14 protein-coding genes are annotated in these 18,544 nt (G+C 60.1%); 8 read left to right on the top strand and 6 right to left on the bottom strand.

Annotated features, from left to right (window positions below):
• Positions 1–4: 4 nt before the first annotated feature.
• The 3 genes from RM533_RS12035 to RM533_RS12025 form a co-directional block, all read right to left on the bottom strand.
• Positions 5–574 (bottom strand): tyrosine-type recombinase/integrase, encoded by a 570-nt coding sequence (locus RM533_RS12035; RefSeq protein ID WP_311341473.1) that lies wholly within the window; start codon positions 572–574, stop codon positions 5–7.
• A gap of 98 nt (positions 575–672) precedes the next feature.
• Complete coding sequence (locus RM533_RS12030; RefSeq protein WP_311341472.1) at positions 673–1,029, bottom strand: phage integrase central domain-containing protein; 357 nt, start codon at positions 1,027–1,029, stop codon at positions 673–675.
• Between the two features lie 27 nt (positions 1,030–1,056).
• Positions 1,057–1,230: an Arm DNA-binding domain-containing protein gene (locus tag RM533_RS12025; protein WP_311341471.1), complete on the bottom strand. Its 174-nt coding sequence runs from the start codon at positions 1,228–1,230 to the stop codon at positions 1,057–1,059.
• A 398-nt stretch (positions 1,231–1,628) separates the two neighbouring features.
• Between RM533_RS12025 and RM533_RS12020 the strand changes: the two genes are divergently transcribed.
• Positions 1,629–1,940, top strand: a complete 312-nt coding sequence (locus RM533_RS12020; protein ID WP_311341470.1) for a hypothetical protein — start codon at positions 1,629–1,631, stop codon at positions 1,938–1,940.
• 274 nt (positions 1,941–2,214) lie between these two features.
• Here the strand turns inward: RM533_RS12020 and RM533_RS12015 are convergent, their stop codons facing one another.
• Positions 2,215–3,651 carry a glutamate synthase subunit beta gene (locus RM533_RS12015; protein ID WP_311341469.1) on the bottom strand — a complete coding sequence of 479 codons (1,437 nt, stop codon included), beginning with the start codon at positions 3,649–3,651 and terminating at the stop codon, positions 2,215–2,217.
• 12 nt (positions 3,652–3,663) lie between these two features.
• Positions 3,664–8,310, bottom strand: a complete 4,647-nt coding sequence (gene gltB / locus RM533_RS12010) for a glutamate synthase large subunit (RefSeq protein WP_311341468.1) — start codon at positions 8,308–8,310, stop codon at positions 3,664–3,666.
• Here gltB and RM533_RS12005 point away from each other — a divergent pair.
• On the top strand, positions 8,309–8,458 hold the full coding sequence (locus RM533_RS12005) for a hypothetical protein (protein ID WP_311341467.1): 150 nt from the start codon (positions 8,309–8,311) through the stop codon (positions 8,456–8,458). The two genes, gltB and RM533_RS12005, sit on opposite strands and share 2 nt — an antisense overlap.
• A 194-nt stretch (positions 8,459–8,652) precedes the next feature.
• On the opposite strand, the gene RM533_RS12000 is transcribed toward RM533_RS12005, so the two are convergent.
• Positions 8,653–9,897: a polyhydroxyalkanoate depolymerase gene (locus tag RM533_RS12000; RefSeq protein ID WP_311341466.1), complete on the bottom strand. Its 1,245-nt coding sequence runs from the start codon at positions 9,895–9,897 to the stop codon at positions 8,653–8,655.
• Positions 9,898–10,148: 251 nt separating this feature from the next.
• Here RM533_RS12000 and RM533_RS11995 point away from each other — a divergent pair, with 251 nt between their 5' ends.
• The 6 genes from RM533_RS11995 to RM533_RS11970 all read left to right on the top strand — a co-directional run bounded on the left by RM533_RS11995 (position 10,149) and on the right by RM533_RS11970 (position 18,368).
• Positions 10,149–12,089 (top strand): ABC transporter transmembrane domain-containing protein, encoded by a 1,941-nt coding sequence (locus RM533_RS11995; RefSeq protein WP_311341465.1) that lies wholly within the window; start codon positions 10,149–10,151, stop codon positions 12,087–12,089.
• Positions 12,090–12,289: 200 nt separating this feature from the next.
• A complete protein-coding gene (locus RM533_RS11990) occupies positions 12,290–14,431 on the top strand; it encodes a M13 family metallopeptidase (protein WP_311341464.1) in 2,142 nt (713 codons plus the stop codon).
• Between the two features lie 86 nt (positions 14,432–14,517).
• Positions 14,518–15,333, top strand: a complete 816-nt coding sequence (locus RM533_RS11985) for an undecaprenyl-diphosphate phosphatase (protein WP_311341463.1) — start codon at positions 14,518–14,520, stop codon at positions 15,331–15,333.
• Positions 15,334–15,421: 88 nt separating this feature from the next.
• Positions 15,422–15,733 carry a hypothetical protein gene (locus RM533_RS11980; protein WP_311341462.1) on the top strand — a complete coding sequence of 104 codons (312 nt, stop codon included), beginning with the start codon at positions 15,422–15,424 and terminating at the stop codon, positions 15,731–15,733.
• Positions 15,734–16,140: 407 nt separating this feature from the next.
• The gene (locus RM533_RS11975; RefSeq protein WP_311341461.1) at positions 16,141–17,277 is read left to right on the top strand and encodes a glycosyltransferase; all 1,137 of its coding nucleotides are present in this window, start codon (positions 16,141–16,143) and stop codon (positions 17,275–17,277) included.
• 20 nt (positions 17,278–17,297) lie between these two features.
• Positions 17,298–18,368 carry a glycosyltransferase gene (locus RM533_RS11970; RefSeq protein ID WP_311341460.1) on the top strand — a complete coding sequence of 357 codons (1,071 nt, stop codon included), beginning with the start codon at positions 17,298–17,300 and terminating at the stop codon, positions 18,366–18,368.
• Positions 18,369–18,544: the final 176 nt, after the last annotated feature.

Here is an 18,544-nt window from a genome sequence, read left to right as displayed (position 1 = left end):
TGGGTTATAGATCAGCCGCCTCAGTGCCCAATACGTAGTCGCTCCACTTTTGCAGCAGCTTGCGTCGCATTTCGATGAAAGTCGTGCGTTTGTATGCGCGGACTACTTTATCGGGGACAACATGCGCGATTGCTGCTTCCGCTACTGGATCAGGTATCTCCGGCACGTTCTCAGCCGCCCAATCCCGAAATGAGCTGCGAAATCCGTGGGTGTCATGTGACAGACCGGCGTCGAGTAGGATCTTGTTGAAAACAGCGTCGGAAAGCTTGTTTCCATTCCTGTTTGGCACTACCAGTTCGGCAGCACTAGGTTCACGGCCAAGTTCCGCACGTATGCGTTGAAGCAACTCCATTGCGGCAACGTTTAGCGTGACTGTATGAGCTACCTTTTCCTTCATAAGCCAGGCGGGTCGGTGCCATAGCCGTTCTGCAAAATTGAACTGATTCCACTTGGCGCCGCGAACCTTGCCCGGGCGTGAAGCTGTGTAAATCTGCAGCAGTTGTCCATTGCGGCCCTGCGTTGCCGGTTTCGAACGGAGAGAGGCTACCCATGTTGGTACTTGTTTGTAGGGCATAACATCATAATGTCCGCTCTTCGGTTGTTTAGGCAGCCGTTTACTGATGGATTGCTGGGGTGCCTTTGTCGGACGCCACCCATTTACATGCGCAAAACTCAGGACCGTGCCGATACGTTGCCGAACTTTTTTGCAATCTGTGGTTTATCAATCCAGATCGGATCGAGCGCAGTGATGATGTCGGATGAAGCGATCAAATGCACTCGCTTTCTTCCCAAGGTGGGATAGGCATGTGCTTCAAGGGAGTTGAGGAATGCCTGCGCGTTTTTGTTCGTCCAGCCGTTCTGCAAAGAAGCGTGAGCCGCAATGGCGGCTTCAATAAGTGTCGGGATTTTTCGCCTGTCTCGGTCGAGTTCTTCAATTGGATCGAGACCCGACTTTGCAGCCAACCGAAGCATGCCTGCCTTCTCCCGTGCTTCGGCAAGAGTGAGCACCTTGCGTTGCAGAATGGGCACTTTGATTACCTGCTCTGCGCCGCCGTCCTATGAAGCCGAGTTGACGCTGCCAAGGCCGATGTCATGCCTCTTGCCATCTGCTTGGATGCGGAGCACCCATGATTTTGCGCCGGTCGGCTTCACAAGCAGGTAAAGGCCTTCGCCGTCAACATACTTGCCAAGCTTAGCGTTCTTAACCAAAAGTGCAGTAAGCTTCGGCATTGCGTCCCCTCAATCGTTCCCACATCTTGGCGCGACTGGCAGCGAACTTCAACGAGCCAAGGAGACGCGGAAATCATTTATCCTCAATAGATAAACGCCTGTGCGGGCTACTAACGATCGCCGGCAAACAGCGAGTTAGGTTCCTCGCGGGACATCCACCGGCGCGGCATTGTGGCGGTTGGAAACCGGCGCGTCTGATGCCGGTATGAGCGAACATCCCCCACACAAGCCGGAGGTGTCGGGATCGACGGGAACTGCCCCACATTTTCGGACAGCAGTTCAGGCACCCCATCCGGGCCGACTGCTGTTGTCCTCCCAAACGACCAGACACCGCGCCCTGCTCCCTTGGCGCAGAGAGTGTTTCCCTGAAGTAGCGCGGCGGCATCGCAGTCAAGGTGATGGACATCAGCGGTAAAACGCTGGGCATTATCATTCCACCGGCTTCCTACGCGCGCGATGAAAACTGCTGGCATCCGGGCCTTGTGGAATGTGGCCGTGACCATTTCAAATCAGATGGGCCGGTAATTGCTTTGAAGGTCGATTTGTCGGGCTGGAGAATGACACCCCCTTCCCACGCACCATTCTTCGGCAAACAAGGTGCGGTCGCGGCGTTGGCAGTTTTTGTGGAGGACCTCGAGGAGCAACGCTCAGGGTGCAGGCTTCGATTTCCAGTGTCCTGCGTCATGCAGGGGCTCAGGGTAAACTCCTGAGCGCCCAGAGCAGATTGTCATACAACGAGCAGTTGTGCTGTCAGGATCAAGCATGGGGAGCGGCTGGATGTATCTCTTGTACCGAGGCGTCACCATTCAGGAACAGCCTCAGCAGTTGCCATCATGCAGATCGGCCACTCCCGCAGCCTGTGCTTTCATGGTCGTTCGATTGCTTCAGCCGCTTCCGCGCAAGGTCCTTGTTCTTTGATCGCATAACATCGTGATCGTCAGCGCTGACCAACGCTCAGGATCTGCACTACCGCACGTCCGGCCTTCAACGCGGCAGGTCTGTTATACCCATCAGCGCTTCATCGACGCTGCGAGCGCATTGGCGGCCTTCGCGGATCGCCCACACGACAAGGCTCTGCCCTCGACGCATGTCGCCGCACGCCCAGATCCCCTCCTCGCTGGTTCGGTAGGTGAGTGTGTCGGCCTCAACATTGCCGCGTGCATCGTGGCTCAGCGATGCCTGGTACAGCATTCCTGCCTTGCGCGGACCCGTGAAGCCCATGGCGAGCAGGATGAGATCCGCGGGGATAACGAAGGTGCTGTCTTCCACCTCTTCCATGTCGCGCCCGCTCCAGCGCACCCGCACGCATTCAAGGCCGGTCACACGGCCGCCTTGGCCGATCACGCGCTTGGTCAACACCGAGAAATCGCGGGATACCCCCTCCTCATGGCTGGATGAGGTGCGCATCTTCAACGGCCAGTTGGGCCAGGTCAGCGCCTTGTCCTCACGTTCAGGCGGCTGCGGCATGATTTCAAGCTGCGTGACGCTGCTTGCTCCCTGCCGGTTGGACGTGCCGACGCAGTCGGACCCTGTGTCGCCGCCGCCGATGACGATGACATTCTTGCCGGTCGCGGTCAGCGTGCCGCGCGGGGCGGCGCGCTGTTCATCGTCGCCGGCGTTGCGCTTGTTCTGCTGCGTCAGGAACTCCATCGCCAGCCGCACGCCGGCCAGCTCGGCACCCGGAATGTCCAGCCGGCGCGCTTCTTCCGCGCCACCGGCAAGCACGATAGCATCGAAGTTTTCCTTGAGGGTTTTCATGGAGATGTCGACACCCACCTCGGTAGAGGTGCGGAACTGCACGCCTTCTGCCTCCATCTGGACAGCACGGCGGTTGATGAGGTGCTTTTCCATCTTGAAGTCAGGAATGCCGTAACGCATCAACCCGCCGATACGGTCATTCTTTTCAAACACAGTGACGGAATGGCCGGCTCGTGCGAGTTGCTGCGCGCAGGCCATCCCCGCCGGACCGGATCCGATGACAGCCACTGTCCGGCCAGTGCGTTCGGCTGCAATTTGCGGCGTTATCCAGCCCTCGTTCCATCCCTTGTCGACAATTGCACATTCGATGGATTTGATCGTCACCGGCTGGTCAATGATGTTGAGCGTGCAGGCTGCCTCGCATGGCGCGGGACAGATCCGGCCTGTAAACTCGGGGAAGTTGTTGGTGGAATGCAGGTTTACCAGCGCCTCGCGCCAGTCGCCTTCATAAACAAGGTGGTTCCAGTCCGGAATGATATTATTGACCGGGCAGCCGTTGTGACAGAACGGAATACCGCAATCCATGCAGCGCGACGCCTGCCCCTTCAGCTCCGCCTCGGTGTGCGGCAGCGCGAATTCGCGGTAATGCTGCAACCGCTCCTCGGGTGCCGCATAGCTGCGATCCTGCCGATCGAGTTCGAGGAAACCTGTTTCCTTGCCCATCCTTGTGACCTCTTATTCTGCCGCGACCGACGCGGCATCCTGCCGCTCGGCTTCCAGCATCTTCAATGCATGTGCGTAATCGCGCGGCATTACCTTCACAAACCGCGTTATCACCGTGTCGAAGTCGTCCAGCAGCGCACGCGCCTTGCGACTGCCGGTATGCGCGTAATGCCGCTCCAGCAAAATCTGGATACGTTCGGCATCGTGGTAGAGCGGATCGCCCATGCCGAAATCCTCGACGCCATGGCCGCGTTGTTCGGGGCGATGTCCCGACAGCGCATGATCAGCGCCAGGCCGGCCGACTGGCTGCAGATCCACCATGGCAGTGTTGCACCTTTTGGCAAATCCGCCGTCTTCATCAAGAATGTAGGCGACACCACCCGACATGCCAGCGGCAAAGTTGCGCCCGGTGCGGCCCAGCACACAAACGACGCCACCGGTCATATATTCGCATCCATGGTCACCTGTGCCCTCGACCACTGCAATGGCGCCTGAATTGCGCACGGCGAACCGTTCGCCGGCCACGCCATTGAAGAACGCCTCACCCGCGATTGCGCCATACAGGACGGTATTGCCGACGATGATGTTGCGCGCGGGATCACGGGCGACGCCTGCGGGTTGCCGCACGATAATGCGCCCGCCCGACAGGCCCTTGCCCACATAATCATTGCAATCGCCTGCCAAATCCAGCGTCACCCCATGCGCCAGCCAGGCACCGAAGCTTTGCCCCGCCACGCCGGTAAGGTTGATACGGATCGCGTCATCGGCCAGTCCTGCATGTCCGAACCTCTTTGCGATTTCCCCCGAAAGCATGGTGCCGGTCGTGCGATTGACGTTGCGGATCTGCTGGTCGATCACGACGTGCTCGCCCCGTTCGAGCGCGGGCGCTGCAGCGCGGATCAGCTGCACGTCCATTGCCGATTCCAACCCGTGGTCCTGCGACTCTGTGTTGAACAGGCGCGTTCCCGCGGCCGGCTCGACCTGGTGCAGCACCCGCGCCAGGTCGACGCCATTTGCCTTCCAGTGGCGGATTGCCTGCCTCATGTCGATGCGGTCCACCCGGCCGACCATCTCCTCCACCGTGCGAAAGCCCATCTGCGCCATGATTGCGCGCAGCTCTTCGGCAACGAAGAAGAAATAGTTGATGACGTGCTCGGGCATTCCCGTGAACCGCTTGCGCAGTTCAGGGTTCTGCGTGGCGACACCAACCGGGCAGGTGTTGAGATGGCATTTGCGCATCATGATGCAGCCCGCCGCGATCAGTGGGGCCGTGGCGAAGCCGAACTCGTCCGCACCCAGCAAGGCGCCGATGGCAACGTCCCGGCCCGTGCGCAGCCCGCCATCCACCTGCACCGCGATGCGGCTGCGCAGATTGTTGAGGAGCAATGTCTGCTGCGTTTCGGCAAGACCGATCTCCCACGGGCTTCCCGCATGGGTCAGCGAGGTGAGCGGCGATGCGCCCGTGCCGCCTTCATACCCTGAGATGGTGACGTGATCCGCCCGTGCCTTGGATACGCCGGCAGCAACCGTGCCGACGCCGACCTCTGACACCAGTTTGACCGAAATACGCGCTGATCTGTTCACGTTTTTCAGATCGTGGATCAGCTGCGCCAGATCTTCGATCGAGTAGATGTCGTGATGCGGCGGCGGCGAGATGAGGCCAACCCCCGGCGTCGAATGGCGGACCTTGGCGATGGTCTTGTCCACCTTGTGGCCGGGCAGTTGTCCACCTTCGCCCGGCTTTGCCCCTTGCGCCATCTTGATCTGAATGTCGTCGGAATTGACCAGATATTCGGTCGTGACGCCAAACCGGCCCGATGCGACCTGCTTGATGCGCGACCGCATGGTATCGCCGTTGGGCAAAGGCGTGAACCGGTCGGGCTCTTCCCCGCCTTCGCCGGTATTGGACCGGCCGCCGATGCGGTTCATGGCAATGGCCAGCGTCGTATGCGCTTCGCGGCTGATCGAGCCGAAGCTCATCGCGCCTGTGGAAAAGCGCTTCACGATCTGGGCTGCGGGTTCCACCTCCTCCAGCGGAATGGGCTGCGCTGCGTCCTTGAGGTCCATCAACCCACGAATGGTCAGCAGGCGTTCCGACTGTTCGTTGATCGCGGTGGCAAATGCGTCGTAATCGGCAAAACTGTTACCGCGCACGGCGTGCTGAAGATTGGAGATGGTCGCAGGGGTCCATGCATGTTCTTCGCCCCTGACGCGGTACTGGTAGATGCCGCCAACATCCAGCATGCGGCGGTAGATCTGCTCGTCCGAAAAGGCATGGCTGTGACGCCGCACGGTTTCATCCGCAATCTCGGCAAGACCGACACCTTCGATCGAAGTGGCGGTACCGGTAAAGAAGCGCTCCACGAACCCGCTGGACAGGCCGATTGCATCGAAGATCTGTGCGCCGCAATAGGACTGATAGGTGGAAATGCCCATTTTGGACATGACCTTGCGGATGCCCTTGCCAATGGCCTTGACGTAATTGTGCTCCACATCTGCGCAGGACAGCGGCGTATCCTTGCTCCGCCTGATCTGCTCCAGCGTCTCGAAGGCAAGATAGGGGTTCACCGCTTCTGCACCGTAACCTGCAAGCACGCAGAAATGGTGTACTTCGCGTGCCTCGCCCGTTTCCACAACCAGCCCGGTCTGCATCCGCAATCCCTGGCGCACGAGGTGGTGATGCACCGCAGCCGTTGCCAGCAATGCAGGCATGGCGATACGCTCCAGCCCCGCTGCCCGGTCGGACAGGACAAGGATGTTCTTGTCCTGGAGCACCGCTTCGGTTGCAGCCCAGCACATCTCCTTGATGGCCATTTCAAGACCGGCAGCGCCAGTGGCGGCATCCCAGGTAATGTCGATGGTGTGCGTGCGAAACGCGCCGTCGAGCGCTTCTTCCACCGATCGGATCTTTGCAAGGTCGCCATTGGTCAGGATCGGCTGGCTGACTTCCAGCCGCTTGTGCGTGCCAGCGACCCTGCCAAGCAAGTTGGGACGCGGCCCGATCATGGACACAAGGCTCATCACCAATTCCTCGCGGATCGGGTCGATGGGCGGATTGGTCACTTGCGCGAAATTCTGCTTGAAATAATCGTACAGCAGGCGTGAGCGCTGCGACAGCACGGCGATCGGCGTATCGGTGCCCATGGACCCGATCGGATCGTCACCGCTCAGCAGCATGGGTTCAAGGAACCTGGTGACGTCCTCCTGCGTGTAGCCGAACGCCTGTTGCCGATCGAGCAAAGTCGATGCGTCACCCGCAGGCGTCTGCGCAGCCTCCGATTCTATGGGGTCAAGATCCTCCAGCTTGTATTGCGCGGCATGCAGCCATTGCGAATAGGGCTGGAGGGAGGCGAAACCGGCCTTGAGCTCTTCATCCTCGACGATGCGGCCCTGTTCCAGATCGATCAGCAGCATCTTTCCCGGCTGCAACCGCCATTTGCGCACGATATCCTCTTCGGCAAACGGCAGAACGCCACTCTCGGAGGCCATGCAGACCAGACCGTCTTTCGTTTCGCACCAGCGTGCCGGGCGCAGGCCGTTGCGATCAAGCGTACCGGCAATCTGCCGACCATCTGTAAAGGCGACTGCGGCCGGCCCATCCCATGGTTCCATCAATGCTGCGTGATATTCGTAAAACGCGCGTAATGCGGGGTCCATCTCGCGATTGCCGGCCCATGCTTCCGGGATCAGCACCATCATTGCATGGGCCAGCGAATAGCCGCCAGCCAGCAGCAGTTCCAACGCATTGTCCAGACAGGCAGTATCGGATTGTCCATGCGGGATGATTGGCCACATCTTGTCCAGATCCGCGCCCAGCAGATCGGACTCCATTGTCCGGCGGCGGGCATTCATCCAATTGACATTGCCGCGCACGGTGTTGATCTCACCATTATGGGCAATGAACCGGAACGGCTGGGCAAGGCGCCAGCTGGGAAAAGTATTGGTCGAGAACCGCTGATGCACCAACGCCAGCGCAGAAGCACAGCAGGAATCCCGCAGATCGGCATAGAAGGACCCGACCTGCGTCGCCAGCAGCAAGCCTTTGTAAACAACGGTCCGGCTTGAAAAGCTGGGTAGGTAAAGCTCGGTAAGACCGGGCAGCCCGTGTTTCTCTGCCAGTTCGGCAAGCGGGTTCTGCGCCTGCTTGCGGATTGCCAGGATCTTGCGCTCGAATGCGTCCTGGTCAGCGCAATTTGCGCCCATGCCGACAAAAGCCTGCCGGATGACAGGCATCTCGTCGAGCACCGTTCTGCCAAGCCCGTCAAGGTCGGTCGGCACATCCCGCCAACCGATCAGATGCTGGCCTTCCTTGGCCACGAATTTTTCGAAATTGGCGATTGCAATTTTACGGCTGGGTTCATCGCGCGGCAGGAAGCACATCGCTACCGCATATTCGCCGAGCGGCGGCAATGTTCGATCGCTTTCCTGTGCCCAGCGGCGGTACAGTGCATCGGGTATCTGGATCAGGATGCCGGCTCCGTCGCCCAGCAGCGGGTCGGCGCCGACCGCGCCGCGATGATCCAGGTTTTCAAGAATGGTCAGACCCTGTTTGATGATCCCGTTCGATTTTGCACCCTTGATGTCGGCTATGAAACCGACGCCGCAAGCATCATGCTCGTTACGCGAATCGTAGAGGCCTTGAACCGGCGGAAAACCCATGATCACCTATCCTGTCGGAAGCCGGGCGCGCGTGCCCGGCACTCAAACACCATCAACACCGCCAACGGGCGGCATCAAGTTGCGTGCAAACCACGGTTTGACGAAACAAACGATGTTTTGCAACTGCGTCGATGATTTTCAGCAATGAAAATACAGGATATGCAGCATTTCGTACAGCTCGCCGGATGTAAAACTACGCAGATCGCGACTGCGGGGTGCGTACGCGCTGCTTAATCGACGTGATTGGCTGTCCGCATTGCGCGCTGTGCAGTTCAGGTCACATACTGTGCAAGAGGCGAGTCGATTGACAAAGCCGACTTGCAGAAAGGCAGCCGGCGGTGCTCAGGCGACCTGCCGAAGTCGTGACCGGCGGTGTTCCGCAATCCAGCTTTCCACGATCGGCGCAATTTGCGTGCGCCATTTGGAGCCATTGAAAATGCCGTAATGACCCACGCCTGGATGCATGTGATACTTCTTGAGATCGTCTGACAGGCCGGACGCGATGTCCAGCGCGGCCCTTGTCTGGCCAAGGCCGGAAATATCGTCCCGCTCTCCCTCGATGCACAGGATGGCGGTATCGGTGATGGCGCTGAAATCGACCTTGTGACCACGATGGGTAAGCAATCCGCGAGGCAGGGCGTGCTTCTGGAACACTGCCTTGACAGTGGAAATATAGAACTCTGCCGTCATGTCGCAGACCGACAAATATTCATCGTAGAACGCTTTGGTTGCATCCGCGCTGTCGCCGTCGCCAACGATCAGGTGCTTGAACATGCCGTAATGGCTCATGATGTGATTGCCCAGGTTCATCGACATGAAACCGGCAAGCTGCAGGAAGCCGGGATAGACACGGCGGCCCGAGCCGGGATAACGGCCTGGCACTGTTGCAATGAGGTTCTGACGAAACCACGCCAGCGGTCGGCGCATCGCCATTTCATTCACTTCGGTCACGCCTTTGCGCGTGTCGATCGGACCGCCCATCATCGTCAATGTTGCCGGACGACAGGCATTGTTCTGTGCCGCCATCAGGGCAGTGGCGGCAAAAGCGGGCACCGAGGGCTGACACACCGCCATGACATGCGCGCCCGGTCCGATATGCTCCAGAAAAGCGATCACGTAATCAATGTAATCGTCAAGATCGAAGGCGCCTTCCGACATCGGCACCATCTTGGCATCAGCCCAGTCGGTGATGTAAACCTCTGCGTGTTCCATCAGCCGTTCGAGCGTGCCCCGCAGTAGCGTGGCATAATGCCCGCTCATCGGGGCGACGATCAGAACCTTGGGCGCATTGGTCGGCAAACCAGCGTGGGCGAAGCGCTTCAGATTGCCGAACGGCTTTTCAAGCACCGTCGATTCGTCCACTGCATGCGCCACGCCATCGACGCAGATCTCGTCAATCCCGAAAGCAGGCTTGCCATGGTGCTGCGCAGAATAGGAAAACACCTTGAGTGCAGACGCAGCGGTGGAGCCGATGGCATTCTGCGCCAGCGGATTGACCGGATTGGACAGCATTTCGGCCGCAATGGATGCAACGGCACTCGCGGAGGACAGCCACGCCCTTTGCAGCTCGTAAAACTGATACAGCATGAAGCGCTCCCCTTTGCGCCGCGCGGCGCATGTTCCAAATTCCGGATCCCCGGACCTGCACTCCGGTGCCTTCGGCGCACATTCCGCGCTAGTCTAAGACGAACAGCGGTAGGATCAGCACTGAACGATGTAAAGGCGGTCGGGTTCCTTTGCGGTTAACGCCTGCCACGCATCTTGCATCCCGTGATCGAACAACTTCACACCTGAAACTTTGCCTTCACCCGGCCATCGCCATGGAGTAGGCGGAACAGATGGCAGACAAGATGGTCATGAAAAAAATTTCCAAAGCGCAAGGCACGCCCGACCAGATAATCGGCAACCAGAAAACTGGCAGCCAGACCAGGGATAGCCGACACGAAACCGGTCAGAACAGGGATAGTTCTGGCAAGGGCAACCACGACGAGCGTCACAGGAACAACCGCCGCCGGAACAAGAGCAACCCCGGCGGGAAACCGTCGTCGCGCGATCTGGGGCCGCTTTCCCTGCTGGCGCAGATCGGCTGGCAATATCCCGGGCGGGTAATGGCCGCGCTTGGCGCGCTGGTGGTGACAGCGGCGGCGACGCTGGCCATTCCTTCGGGTTTCAAGCTGGTGATCGACCGGGGGTTTTCCGGTGACGGGGAGATTGCCCGCTGGTTTGAATATCTGCTCATCATCGTGGTGATCCTCGCCATCGGCACGGCGCTGCGGTTCTACTTCGTGTCATGGCTTGGAGAACGTATCGTCGCCGATCTGCGCGTCAGGGTGCAGGACAATCTGCTGGGTCTGCCGCCCGGTTTCTTCGAGGAAAACAGCCCCGGCGAAATTTCGTCGCGCATGACTGCCGATACCGCGATCATCGAGCAGGTGGTCGGCTCCACCGTGTCTGTCGCGCTGCGCAATGTGCTGATGGCAGTTGGCGGCACGATCTATCTGTTTGCCCTTACGCCCGAATTGACCGGGGCGCTGTTTATCGCCATTCCGGTGGTGATCGTTCCGATCGTGTGGTTCGGCCGCAAGGTGCGGGTGCTGTCCCGGTCCAGTCAGGATCGCATCGCCGACGTGGGCTCCATGGTGGGCGAAGTGCTTGGCGCAATGAAGATCGTGCAGGGCTTCAACCAGGAAAACCGGGAACGCGCCCGCTTCGCCGGGGCGGTTGACCGCAGCTTCGATACCGCGCGGCGGCGCATCGTCATCCGCTCGGTGATGACCGGCATCGTCATTTTCCTCATCTTCGGCGCGCTGACGCTGTTGCTGTGGAAAGGCGCAAGCGATGTTGCCGCAGGGCAGATCAGCGGCGGCACTATTGCCGCATTCGTCATCACGGCAGGTCTGGTTGCAGGGGCGTTCGGCTCGCTCACGGAAGTGTATGGCAACCTCCTGCGCGCAGCGGGCGCGGCCCAGCGGCTGAGCGAATTGCTGGCAGCACGCCCGGCCATTGCCGCGCCCGAACGACCGCAGGCACTGCCCGAGCCGCCACGCGGTGCGATCGCGTTCCGCAACGTTACCTTTCGCTATCCGACCCGCCCCGATGCGCCGGCGCTCATCGACTTCAATCTTGCGGTCCGACCCGGGGAAACCGTGGCGATTGTCGGGCCTTCCGGCGCTGGCAAGTCGACGCTGTTCCAGCTCGTGCCGCGGTTCTACGATCCGCAGGCAGGCAGCGTGCGCGTCGACGGAGTGGAACTGACCCGCGCTGATCCGGCCGAAGTGCGCCGCCGCATCGCGCTCGTCCCGCAGGAAAGCACCCTGTTTGCCGCCAGTGCGCGCGACAATCTGCGCTACGGCCGGTGGGATGCCAGTGACGAGGCCATCCGCCAGGCGATGCGCGCGGCCAATGCCGAACAGTTCATCGATGAACTGCCCAATGGCTGGGATACCTTCCTTGGCGAAGGCGGGGCGCGCCTGTCGGGCGGACAGCGCCAACGAGTGGCAATCGCCCGGGCGTTGCTGCGCGACGCGCCGATCCTGCTGCTTGATGAGGCGACAAGCGCGCTTGATGCTGAAAGCGAGCGGCTGGTGCAGGCAGCGCTCGACCATCTGATGAAGGGACGTACCACGCTTGTGATTGCGCATCGGCTGGCCACCGTGCGGGCAGCCGACCGCATCATCGTCATGGAAGGTGGCCGCATCGTGGAGGAAGGCGATCATGCCAGCCTGCTCTCGGCAGGGGGGCTTTACGCGCATCTTGCCGGGCTGCAATTCGAAAATTGACGCGATAATGCTGCAGGTTTGACGCAACGACTGATCGTTAAGCCGGCTTTCATGATGCAAAAGATAATGGTATCTTTAGCAACCGGAATGAGTTGTGCCTGACCGGCACCGCGATGGTCCGGCTGACTTAACTGCCTGAATTTAAAAGCGATTCGAACATTGAATCTGTTTGAACACATGGATCAAGGATGTCTCGACTGATGAAGTTGACCAGGATTACTCTGTCTCTTTCGGCCGCCGCCGTTGCACTTGCCACCGTTGCACCTGTCGTGGCGCAGGATGCCTCCGGTGCGGACACAGCGCAGGTGGCAGACGCAACGCCGACCATGGAGTTCGGCACATGGGGCATCGATACTTCGCTGATCGACAGCAGCATTGATCCCGGCGATGATTTCTACGGCTATGTAAACCGTAAATGGATGGACGCCAACACGATCCCGCCGGAATACTCACGTTTCGGATCGTTCGATTTGCTTGCCGTGCAGGCAGAAAAGGACCTGCGCGCAATCGTGAATGACATGGCTGCTCGCGGCGGTTCGCTTGACACGCCGCAAGGCAAGGCCGCCGCAGCCTATGCCGCGTTCCTCGACACCGACAGCATCGATGCACGCGGGCTTGCTCCGGCGCAGCCCTACCTGACCCGCATCTACGAAGCGCCCGATCTTGCCGCGCTGATGACCGTGTTCGGCACGCCTGGCTATCCCTCGCCGCTGGGGTTCGGGGTGACGGCAGATTCCAAGAACCCGGACCAGTATATTCCCATCATGGCCGTGGGTGGTCAGGGTCTGCCCGACCGTGATTATTACCTGAAGGATACTGAAAAAAACCTTGAGATCCGCGCCCGCTACAAGGAATATCTGACGTTCCTTGCCGACCAGCTCGGCTATGCCGATCCTGCCGCAACCGCCGATGCGGTTTACGCGCTCGAACGCCGGTTTGCCGAGGCCGACTGGGACAATGCCTTGTCGCGCAATCGCGATCTGACCTACAACCGGCTGTCACGCGCCGAGCTTATGCAGATGGGTCGTAACGCGAACCTCGACGCCTTGATTGCCGCCGCCGGTATCGATGCGCAGGATTTCTGGGTCTATCATGTGTCGCCGACGTCAGAGGAGATTGCGCAGTACGATCTTGCTCCGGCGGAGCTTGCCAAACTGGGCGGCGGAGTGGCCGAACAATTGCAGATCCTGGAGAACGCACCGTTGGCCACGCTGAAGGCCTGGGCGGCGCTGCATCTGATCGACAGCAAGGCCGCTGTCCTGCCAAAGCCGATCGACGACGCCAATTTCGCCTTTTACGGCAAGACGCTGCAGGGCACTGAGGTGCAGCAGCAGCGCTGGAAGCGTGCGATATCAGCGACCGAGGACATGATGGGCGAGACGCTGGGCAAGGAATTCGTCGCCCGCCATTTTCCCCCTGCCAACAAGCAGTCGATGGATGCGCTGGTAGCCAATCTGCGCAAGGCGATGGCGGTCAACCTTGATTCGCTCGACTGGATGGGTGCAGATACCCGTGCAGAAGCGATGGCCAAGCTGAACGCGTTCACGCCCAAGATCGGCTACCCCGATGAATTCGAAACCTATGATGACATGCAAATCGTCAGGGATGACGCCTTTGCCAACGCGATGGCGGCCGAACGCTGGCATTGGAACGACCAGACCAGCAAGCTTGGTCAGCCGGTCGATCGTGGCGAATGGCATATGTTCCCGCAGACAGTGAACGCCTATTATAACCCGACGATGAACGAGATCGTGTTCCCGGCCGCAATCCTGCAGCCACCTTTTTTCAACGCCGAAGCAGATCCGGCAGTGAATTACGGTGCCATCGGCGCAGTGATCGGGCATGAAATGGGGCACGGCTTCGACGACCAGGGTGCCAAATCTGATGGCAAGGGCGTGCTGCGCAACTGGTGGACGCAGGAGGACCGCGTCGCATTTGAGGCGCGGACCGGCGTCCTGACCAGTCAATATGACGCCTTCTGCCCGTTTGATGAAGGCAAGACCTGCGTCAATGGCAAGCTGACACTGGGTGAGAACATTGGCGATCTGGGCGGGCTCAGCCTTGCCTATCGTGCCTATCAGATGTCGCTGGATGGCAAGGATGCGCCGGTGATCGACGGGTTGACGGGCGATCAGCGGTTCTTCCTTGCCTGGGCGCAGGTGTGGCGCACCATGATGCGCGAGGAAGCGGCTCGCACCCGCATGGCAACCGACCCACACTCCCCCAACCAGTTCCGCGTGAACGGCATCGTCCGCAATTTCGACGAATGGTACAAGGCGTTCAACGTGACGCCGCAGGATGAATTGTACCTGCCGCCGCAGCAGCGCGTCCGCATCTGGTAGGAACAGCAGCCCAATAGCGCGACGCCTGCGCCTGCCAAGGGGATCTCTCCTTGACTTGCGCGGCGTCGTTGCCATGACCCGGGGCCATGGACAATCTGACGCTTACTGCCATTCTGCTCGGCATCGTGGAGGGGATGACGGAGTTTGTACCCGTATCCTCAACCGGGCACCTGATCCTGGCATCGTCACTGTTCGGCTATGACGCGGATCAGTGGAAGATCTTCAACGTCGTCATCCAGCTGGGCGCGATCCTTGCCGTGGTGGTGCAGTATTGGCGCACCTTCTGGGCAGTCGGTACCGGAGTTGTAAAGCGGCAGCCGCAGTCTGTTCGCTTCGTCGTGAACATTCTGGTCGCGTTTCTGCCGGCAGCCGTCATTGGTCTGATCATGAAGCCTTACATCGACATCATGCTGGGCAGCCCGCTGGTGGTTGCGTGGGCTCTTATCGCCGGCGGTATCGCCATCCTCCTCATCGAACGGATGGCAAAGCCGGGGCCAGCCAGCGGGATAGGCCAATTGCCAGTGCGGCAGGCGCTGGGCGTCGGGTTCCTTCAGTGCCTTGCCATGATCCCCGGTGTCAGCAGGTCAGGTGCCACCATCATGGGCGCGCTGGCCATGGGGATAGAGCGACGCACCGCAGCAGAGTTCAGCTTCTTCCTTGCCATTCCGACCATGCTGGGCGCCAGCACGCTGGAAATCTGGCAATATCGCGACGTGCTTGCGGCAGGATCGCTGACGGTTGGCTGGCGCGAGATTGCCATCGGGTTTGTCGTTTCATTCATCGTGGCGCTGGGCGTGATCCGCGCCTTTGTCGCTTATGTCAGCCGGGCAGGCTTTGCGCCCTTTGCCTGGTACCGCATTGTTATCGGGGCATTCGCGGTTTGGTGGTTTGCGTTTCGCTGAAGCACCTGTCCGCATCTGGTGATTGGCTGGAACCAAACTGGCCTCCGTTGCGCTTAACAGGAAGGTACTGAATGATGGGAATGCAACAATGACGAACGCTGTCGAATTCGCCTCCGGCAAACGGGACATGGAGGAGGTTGTCGTCGGACGCTTCCGCTCGCTTGGTGCGCTTACGCCGGCCAATTCGGCTGACATCGTTCCGTCAGATCCGCAGGAGGCGGACCGTTTCGACAGATTGCGCGCGCAAGGTGTAATCCGCGGTGCAGGCGGCGGCTTCTTTCTGGACGAGGATGCGCTGGGCCGACTGCGTGCAGAGCGCCAGGCCTGGTTGTATGGTAGTGCAGGCGTTGTCGTGGTCGCAGGTGCGCTGATCGCCTGGCTCACACGCCGTCGCGACTGATCCGGCGCTGAGTGCAGGAGCATCAGATTTTCCTGCCGCTCCTTGAGTTCGTGAAGATGCACAGCGGCAACGTCGGGCGCCTGCTGCCCATCATTATAGCGAACCAGTATGGTACGCTCTTGAAACAGCGTTTTACATTCCGAGGCGGAAGCCGCTTGAACCGTCAGTAAGGTCGCTTGCGAACGGCGTATCCTGACGATTCGCGGATAGTCGGGCCTGCGTCTTGCTTGAGGCTGGACGGCCCGCATATGTCCTGTTCGGCGCAAACAAGGAGGGTGGGATATCAAGTCAATGCTCTGCCTTGCTGTAATCGGGGGTCAAGGAGTTGCCTTCCGGGTGCGTGGGCGCATGTGCGCTCCGTCGACGGGTGGGCAGCACATATCGCAGCGGCTTTCCCGTTAAACGCAATGATGCATGTCCCTATGGAGCAGGCCGTTGATGCCGCAGCCAGGTCGCAGCAGGCTCCCATGCGGATCCTGCTGGGAACCGAGCACCCCTATCTGCCGCAGATCCGGGGCGGCGCGCAATCGAGCACGCATGAGCTGGCAACCGCTTTCATCGCGCGAGGGCACCATGTTGCCGTGGTATGCGGGCTGACCGGCGCAGGTTGGATCGGATGGCGCGGACGGGCAGCTTTGAAGGCCAGATCATATGGGTGGAACAAGCGCCGCAACTGGGTGTGTGACCGATCGCTTGGTTATGAAGTGCATCGCGCCTGGTTCGCAAGAGATGCAATAGCCGCCGTTGCAAGCCATTTTGACGCTCAGGTTGCAGTTCTGCAATCAGGCCTGCCGGTCAGCCTTGCTGCGCGGCTTGACCGGACAGCGGTCAGAACCTTCATCTATCTGCGGAATGTCGAATTGGACGACCTCGGTGGAAATCCGGCAAAGCTTGAAGGTACGGGCTTCATTGCGAATTCCCAATTTACTGCCAACAGCTTCCGGCATTCGCATGGTCTTGAAGTGCCAACAGTCTACCCGCTGGTTCTGCCTGACAATTATCGCGTGGAAAGCACGCGGCAGAATGTGACCTTTATCAATCCGCGTCCCTGCAAGGGGCTGGACATTGCCCTTGCTATTGCTCGCAGCTGCCCGGATATTCCGTTTGTCTTCGTCGAGGCGTGGACGCTGGATTCGGCAGAGCGCGCGCAATTGAAACAAAGGCTGGCGCAATTGCCAAATGTCACGCTGCGTCCCGCTACCGGCGACATGCGCTCTGTCTACAGGCACGCCGGCATCATTCTTGCGCCCAGTATCTGGAATGAAGCGTTTGGCCGCGTTGCGGCAGAAGCGCATATAAGCGGCATTCCTGTCGTAGGCAGCGACTGCGGCGGTCTGCCCGAGGCGATCGGTCCGGGCGGAACCGTTGTTCCCCGAAGCGCAGACATCGCCGTCTGGGTGCGAGAATTACGCCGCTTGTGGCAAGATCCTGTCATTTACGCCCAGACAGCAGCCGCTGCTGTTGCTCACGCCGCGCGCGAGGCCATGAATGCAGACCGCCAGGTGGATTCCCTCATCGACATTCTGCGCCATCACCCGGTCTGAAAGAGCAAAACCTCATGCGCGTGCTGTTTACATCCGGCCGGGCTTTCCTGCCGCAGAACTCCGGCGGCGTGCAGTCGAGCACGATGCAGCTTTGCGCCGCGCTGGTGGCCCGGGGACACGACGTCGCGGTTCTGTGCCGATTGAGCGGAGGCGGATGGACCGCTTTGGATTCGCGGATCAAGCGGCGGGTCTTCCGCACAAGATTTTCCCGCGACACGCGCTTGGGCCTGCCGGTGTTCCGCGCATGGGACCCGACTGATACCAGGGAGGTCGTATCCAGGTTCAGGCCTGACGTGGCCGTGGTGCAAAGCGGAGATACGGTGCCGATTGCAAGGTCGCTCGACCAGTTGGGAGTGCCGGTTGTTCTTTATTACCGTCATGTCGCGTTCGAAGATATGGGCGGCAATCCTGCGGAGCTGAGCGGCGCGCAGCATGTCGCCAATTCCCGCTTTACCGCCGCGCGGGTGCAGGACAGGTTCGGCGTTACAGCAACGGTCATTCCGCCACTGGTGCTTGCGCAAAACTACCGCACCACCAGCACGCGGCAGAACGTCACCTTCATCAATCCCTATCCGGTGAAGGGTCGTGATCTGGCGTTCGACATTGCACAGGCTTGCCCCGACATTCCCTTCGTATTCTGCGAAAGTTGGGATCTCAACCTCGAAATGCGCAGCTGGATCAACAATCGCCTGAAAGACCTGCACAACGTCACGTTGAAAGCTCGGACCAGCGACATGAAATCGATCTACGGCAAAGCCAGGATCCTGCTTGCACCGAGCTTGTGGGAAGAAGCATGGGGGCGGGTGGCGACAGAGGCGCAGTTTTCCGGTATTCCGGTGATCGGCTCCCGGCAAGGCGGGCTTCCCGAAGCGATCGGGCCCGGCGGCGTGACGCTCGATGCTACCGCGCCGCTCGCGGACTGGGTCGCAGCGGTGCGCCGGCTGTGGGAAGATGCAGATTATTACCAGACGCTGTCCGAGGCGGCTCTGTCGCACTCCAGACGGTCAGAAATCGATCCAGAGCACCAGACAGACAGGTTGATGGACGTGCTGGCCAAGGCATGTGCAACCGGTCCGGCCGTGCAAATCTGAGCAATTGTCCTGATCCGGGCCGCTCTCCTCCATCTGGCGCTCTAATGCGAGCCTGAGCGGCTGCAAAATGCCACATGTTTGCCACTGCGCCAGTCAGGAAAGATACGCAAAGGCGCGGCGGTATTGCACACCCCCCTCTGGCCGATCGCTTCTGCAGAACTCCGCTGAAACGCAGC

It is taken from the genome of Croceicoccus esteveae, assembly GCF_031846435.1.
Classification (GTDB): Bacteria; Pseudomonadota; Alphaproteobacteria; order Sphingomonadales; family Sphingomonadaceae; genus Croceicoccus; species Croceicoccus esteveae.
This window is presented reverse-complemented; position numbering and strand designations above follow the sequence as displayed.

Excerpts from the sequence above, each read along its gene's own strand:
- RM533_RS12035 (WP_311341473.1), bottom strand. The coding sequence starts at position 574 with ATGCCCTACAAACAAGTACCAACATGGGTAGCCTCTCTCCGTTCGAAA.
- gltB (WP_311341468.1), bottom strand. The coding sequence starts at position 8,310 with ATGGGTTTTCCGCCGGTTCAAGGCCTCTACGATTCGCGTAACGAGCAT.
- RM533_RS11990 (WP_311341464.1), top strand. The coding sequence starts at position 12,290 with ATGAAGTTGACCAGGATTACTCTGTCTCTTTCGGCCGCCGCCGTTGCA.
- RM533_RS11995 (WP_311341465.1), top strand. The coding sequence starts at position 10,149 with ATGGCAGACAAGATGGTCATGAAAAAAATTTCCAAAGCGCAAGGCACG.
- RM533_RS11985 (WP_311341463.1), top strand. The coding sequence starts at position 14,518 with ATGGACAATCTGACGCTTACTGCCATTCTGCTCGGCATCGTGGAGGGG.
- RM533_RS12000 (WP_311341466.1), bottom strand. The coding sequence starts at position 9,897 with ATGCTGTATCAGTTTTACGAGCTGCAAAGGGCGTGGCTGTCCTCCGCG.
- RM533_RS12015 (WP_311341469.1), bottom strand. The coding sequence starts at position 3,651 with ATGGGCAAGGAAACAGGTTTCCTCGAACTCGATCGGCAGGATCGCAGC.
- RM533_RS12005 (WP_311341467.1), top strand. The coding sequence starts at position 8,309 with ATGATCACCTATCCTGTCGGAAGCCGGGCGCGCGTGCCCGGCACTCAA.
- RM533_RS12020 (WP_311341470.1), top strand. The coding sequence starts at position 1,629 with ATGGACATCAGCGGTAAAACGCTGGGCATTATCATTCCACCGGCTTCC.
- RM533_RS11975 (WP_311341461.1), top strand. The coding sequence starts at position 16,141 with ATGATGCATGTCCCTATGGAGCAGGCCGTTGATGCCGCAGCCAGGTCG.
- RM533_RS12025 (WP_311341471.1), bottom strand. The coding sequence starts at position 1,230 with ATGCCGAAGCTTACTGCACTTTTGGTTAAGAACGCTAAGCTTGGCAAG.
- RM533_RS11980 (WP_311341462.1), top strand. The coding sequence starts at position 15,422 with ATGACGAACGCTGTCGAATTCGCCTCCGGCAAACGGGACATGGAGGAG.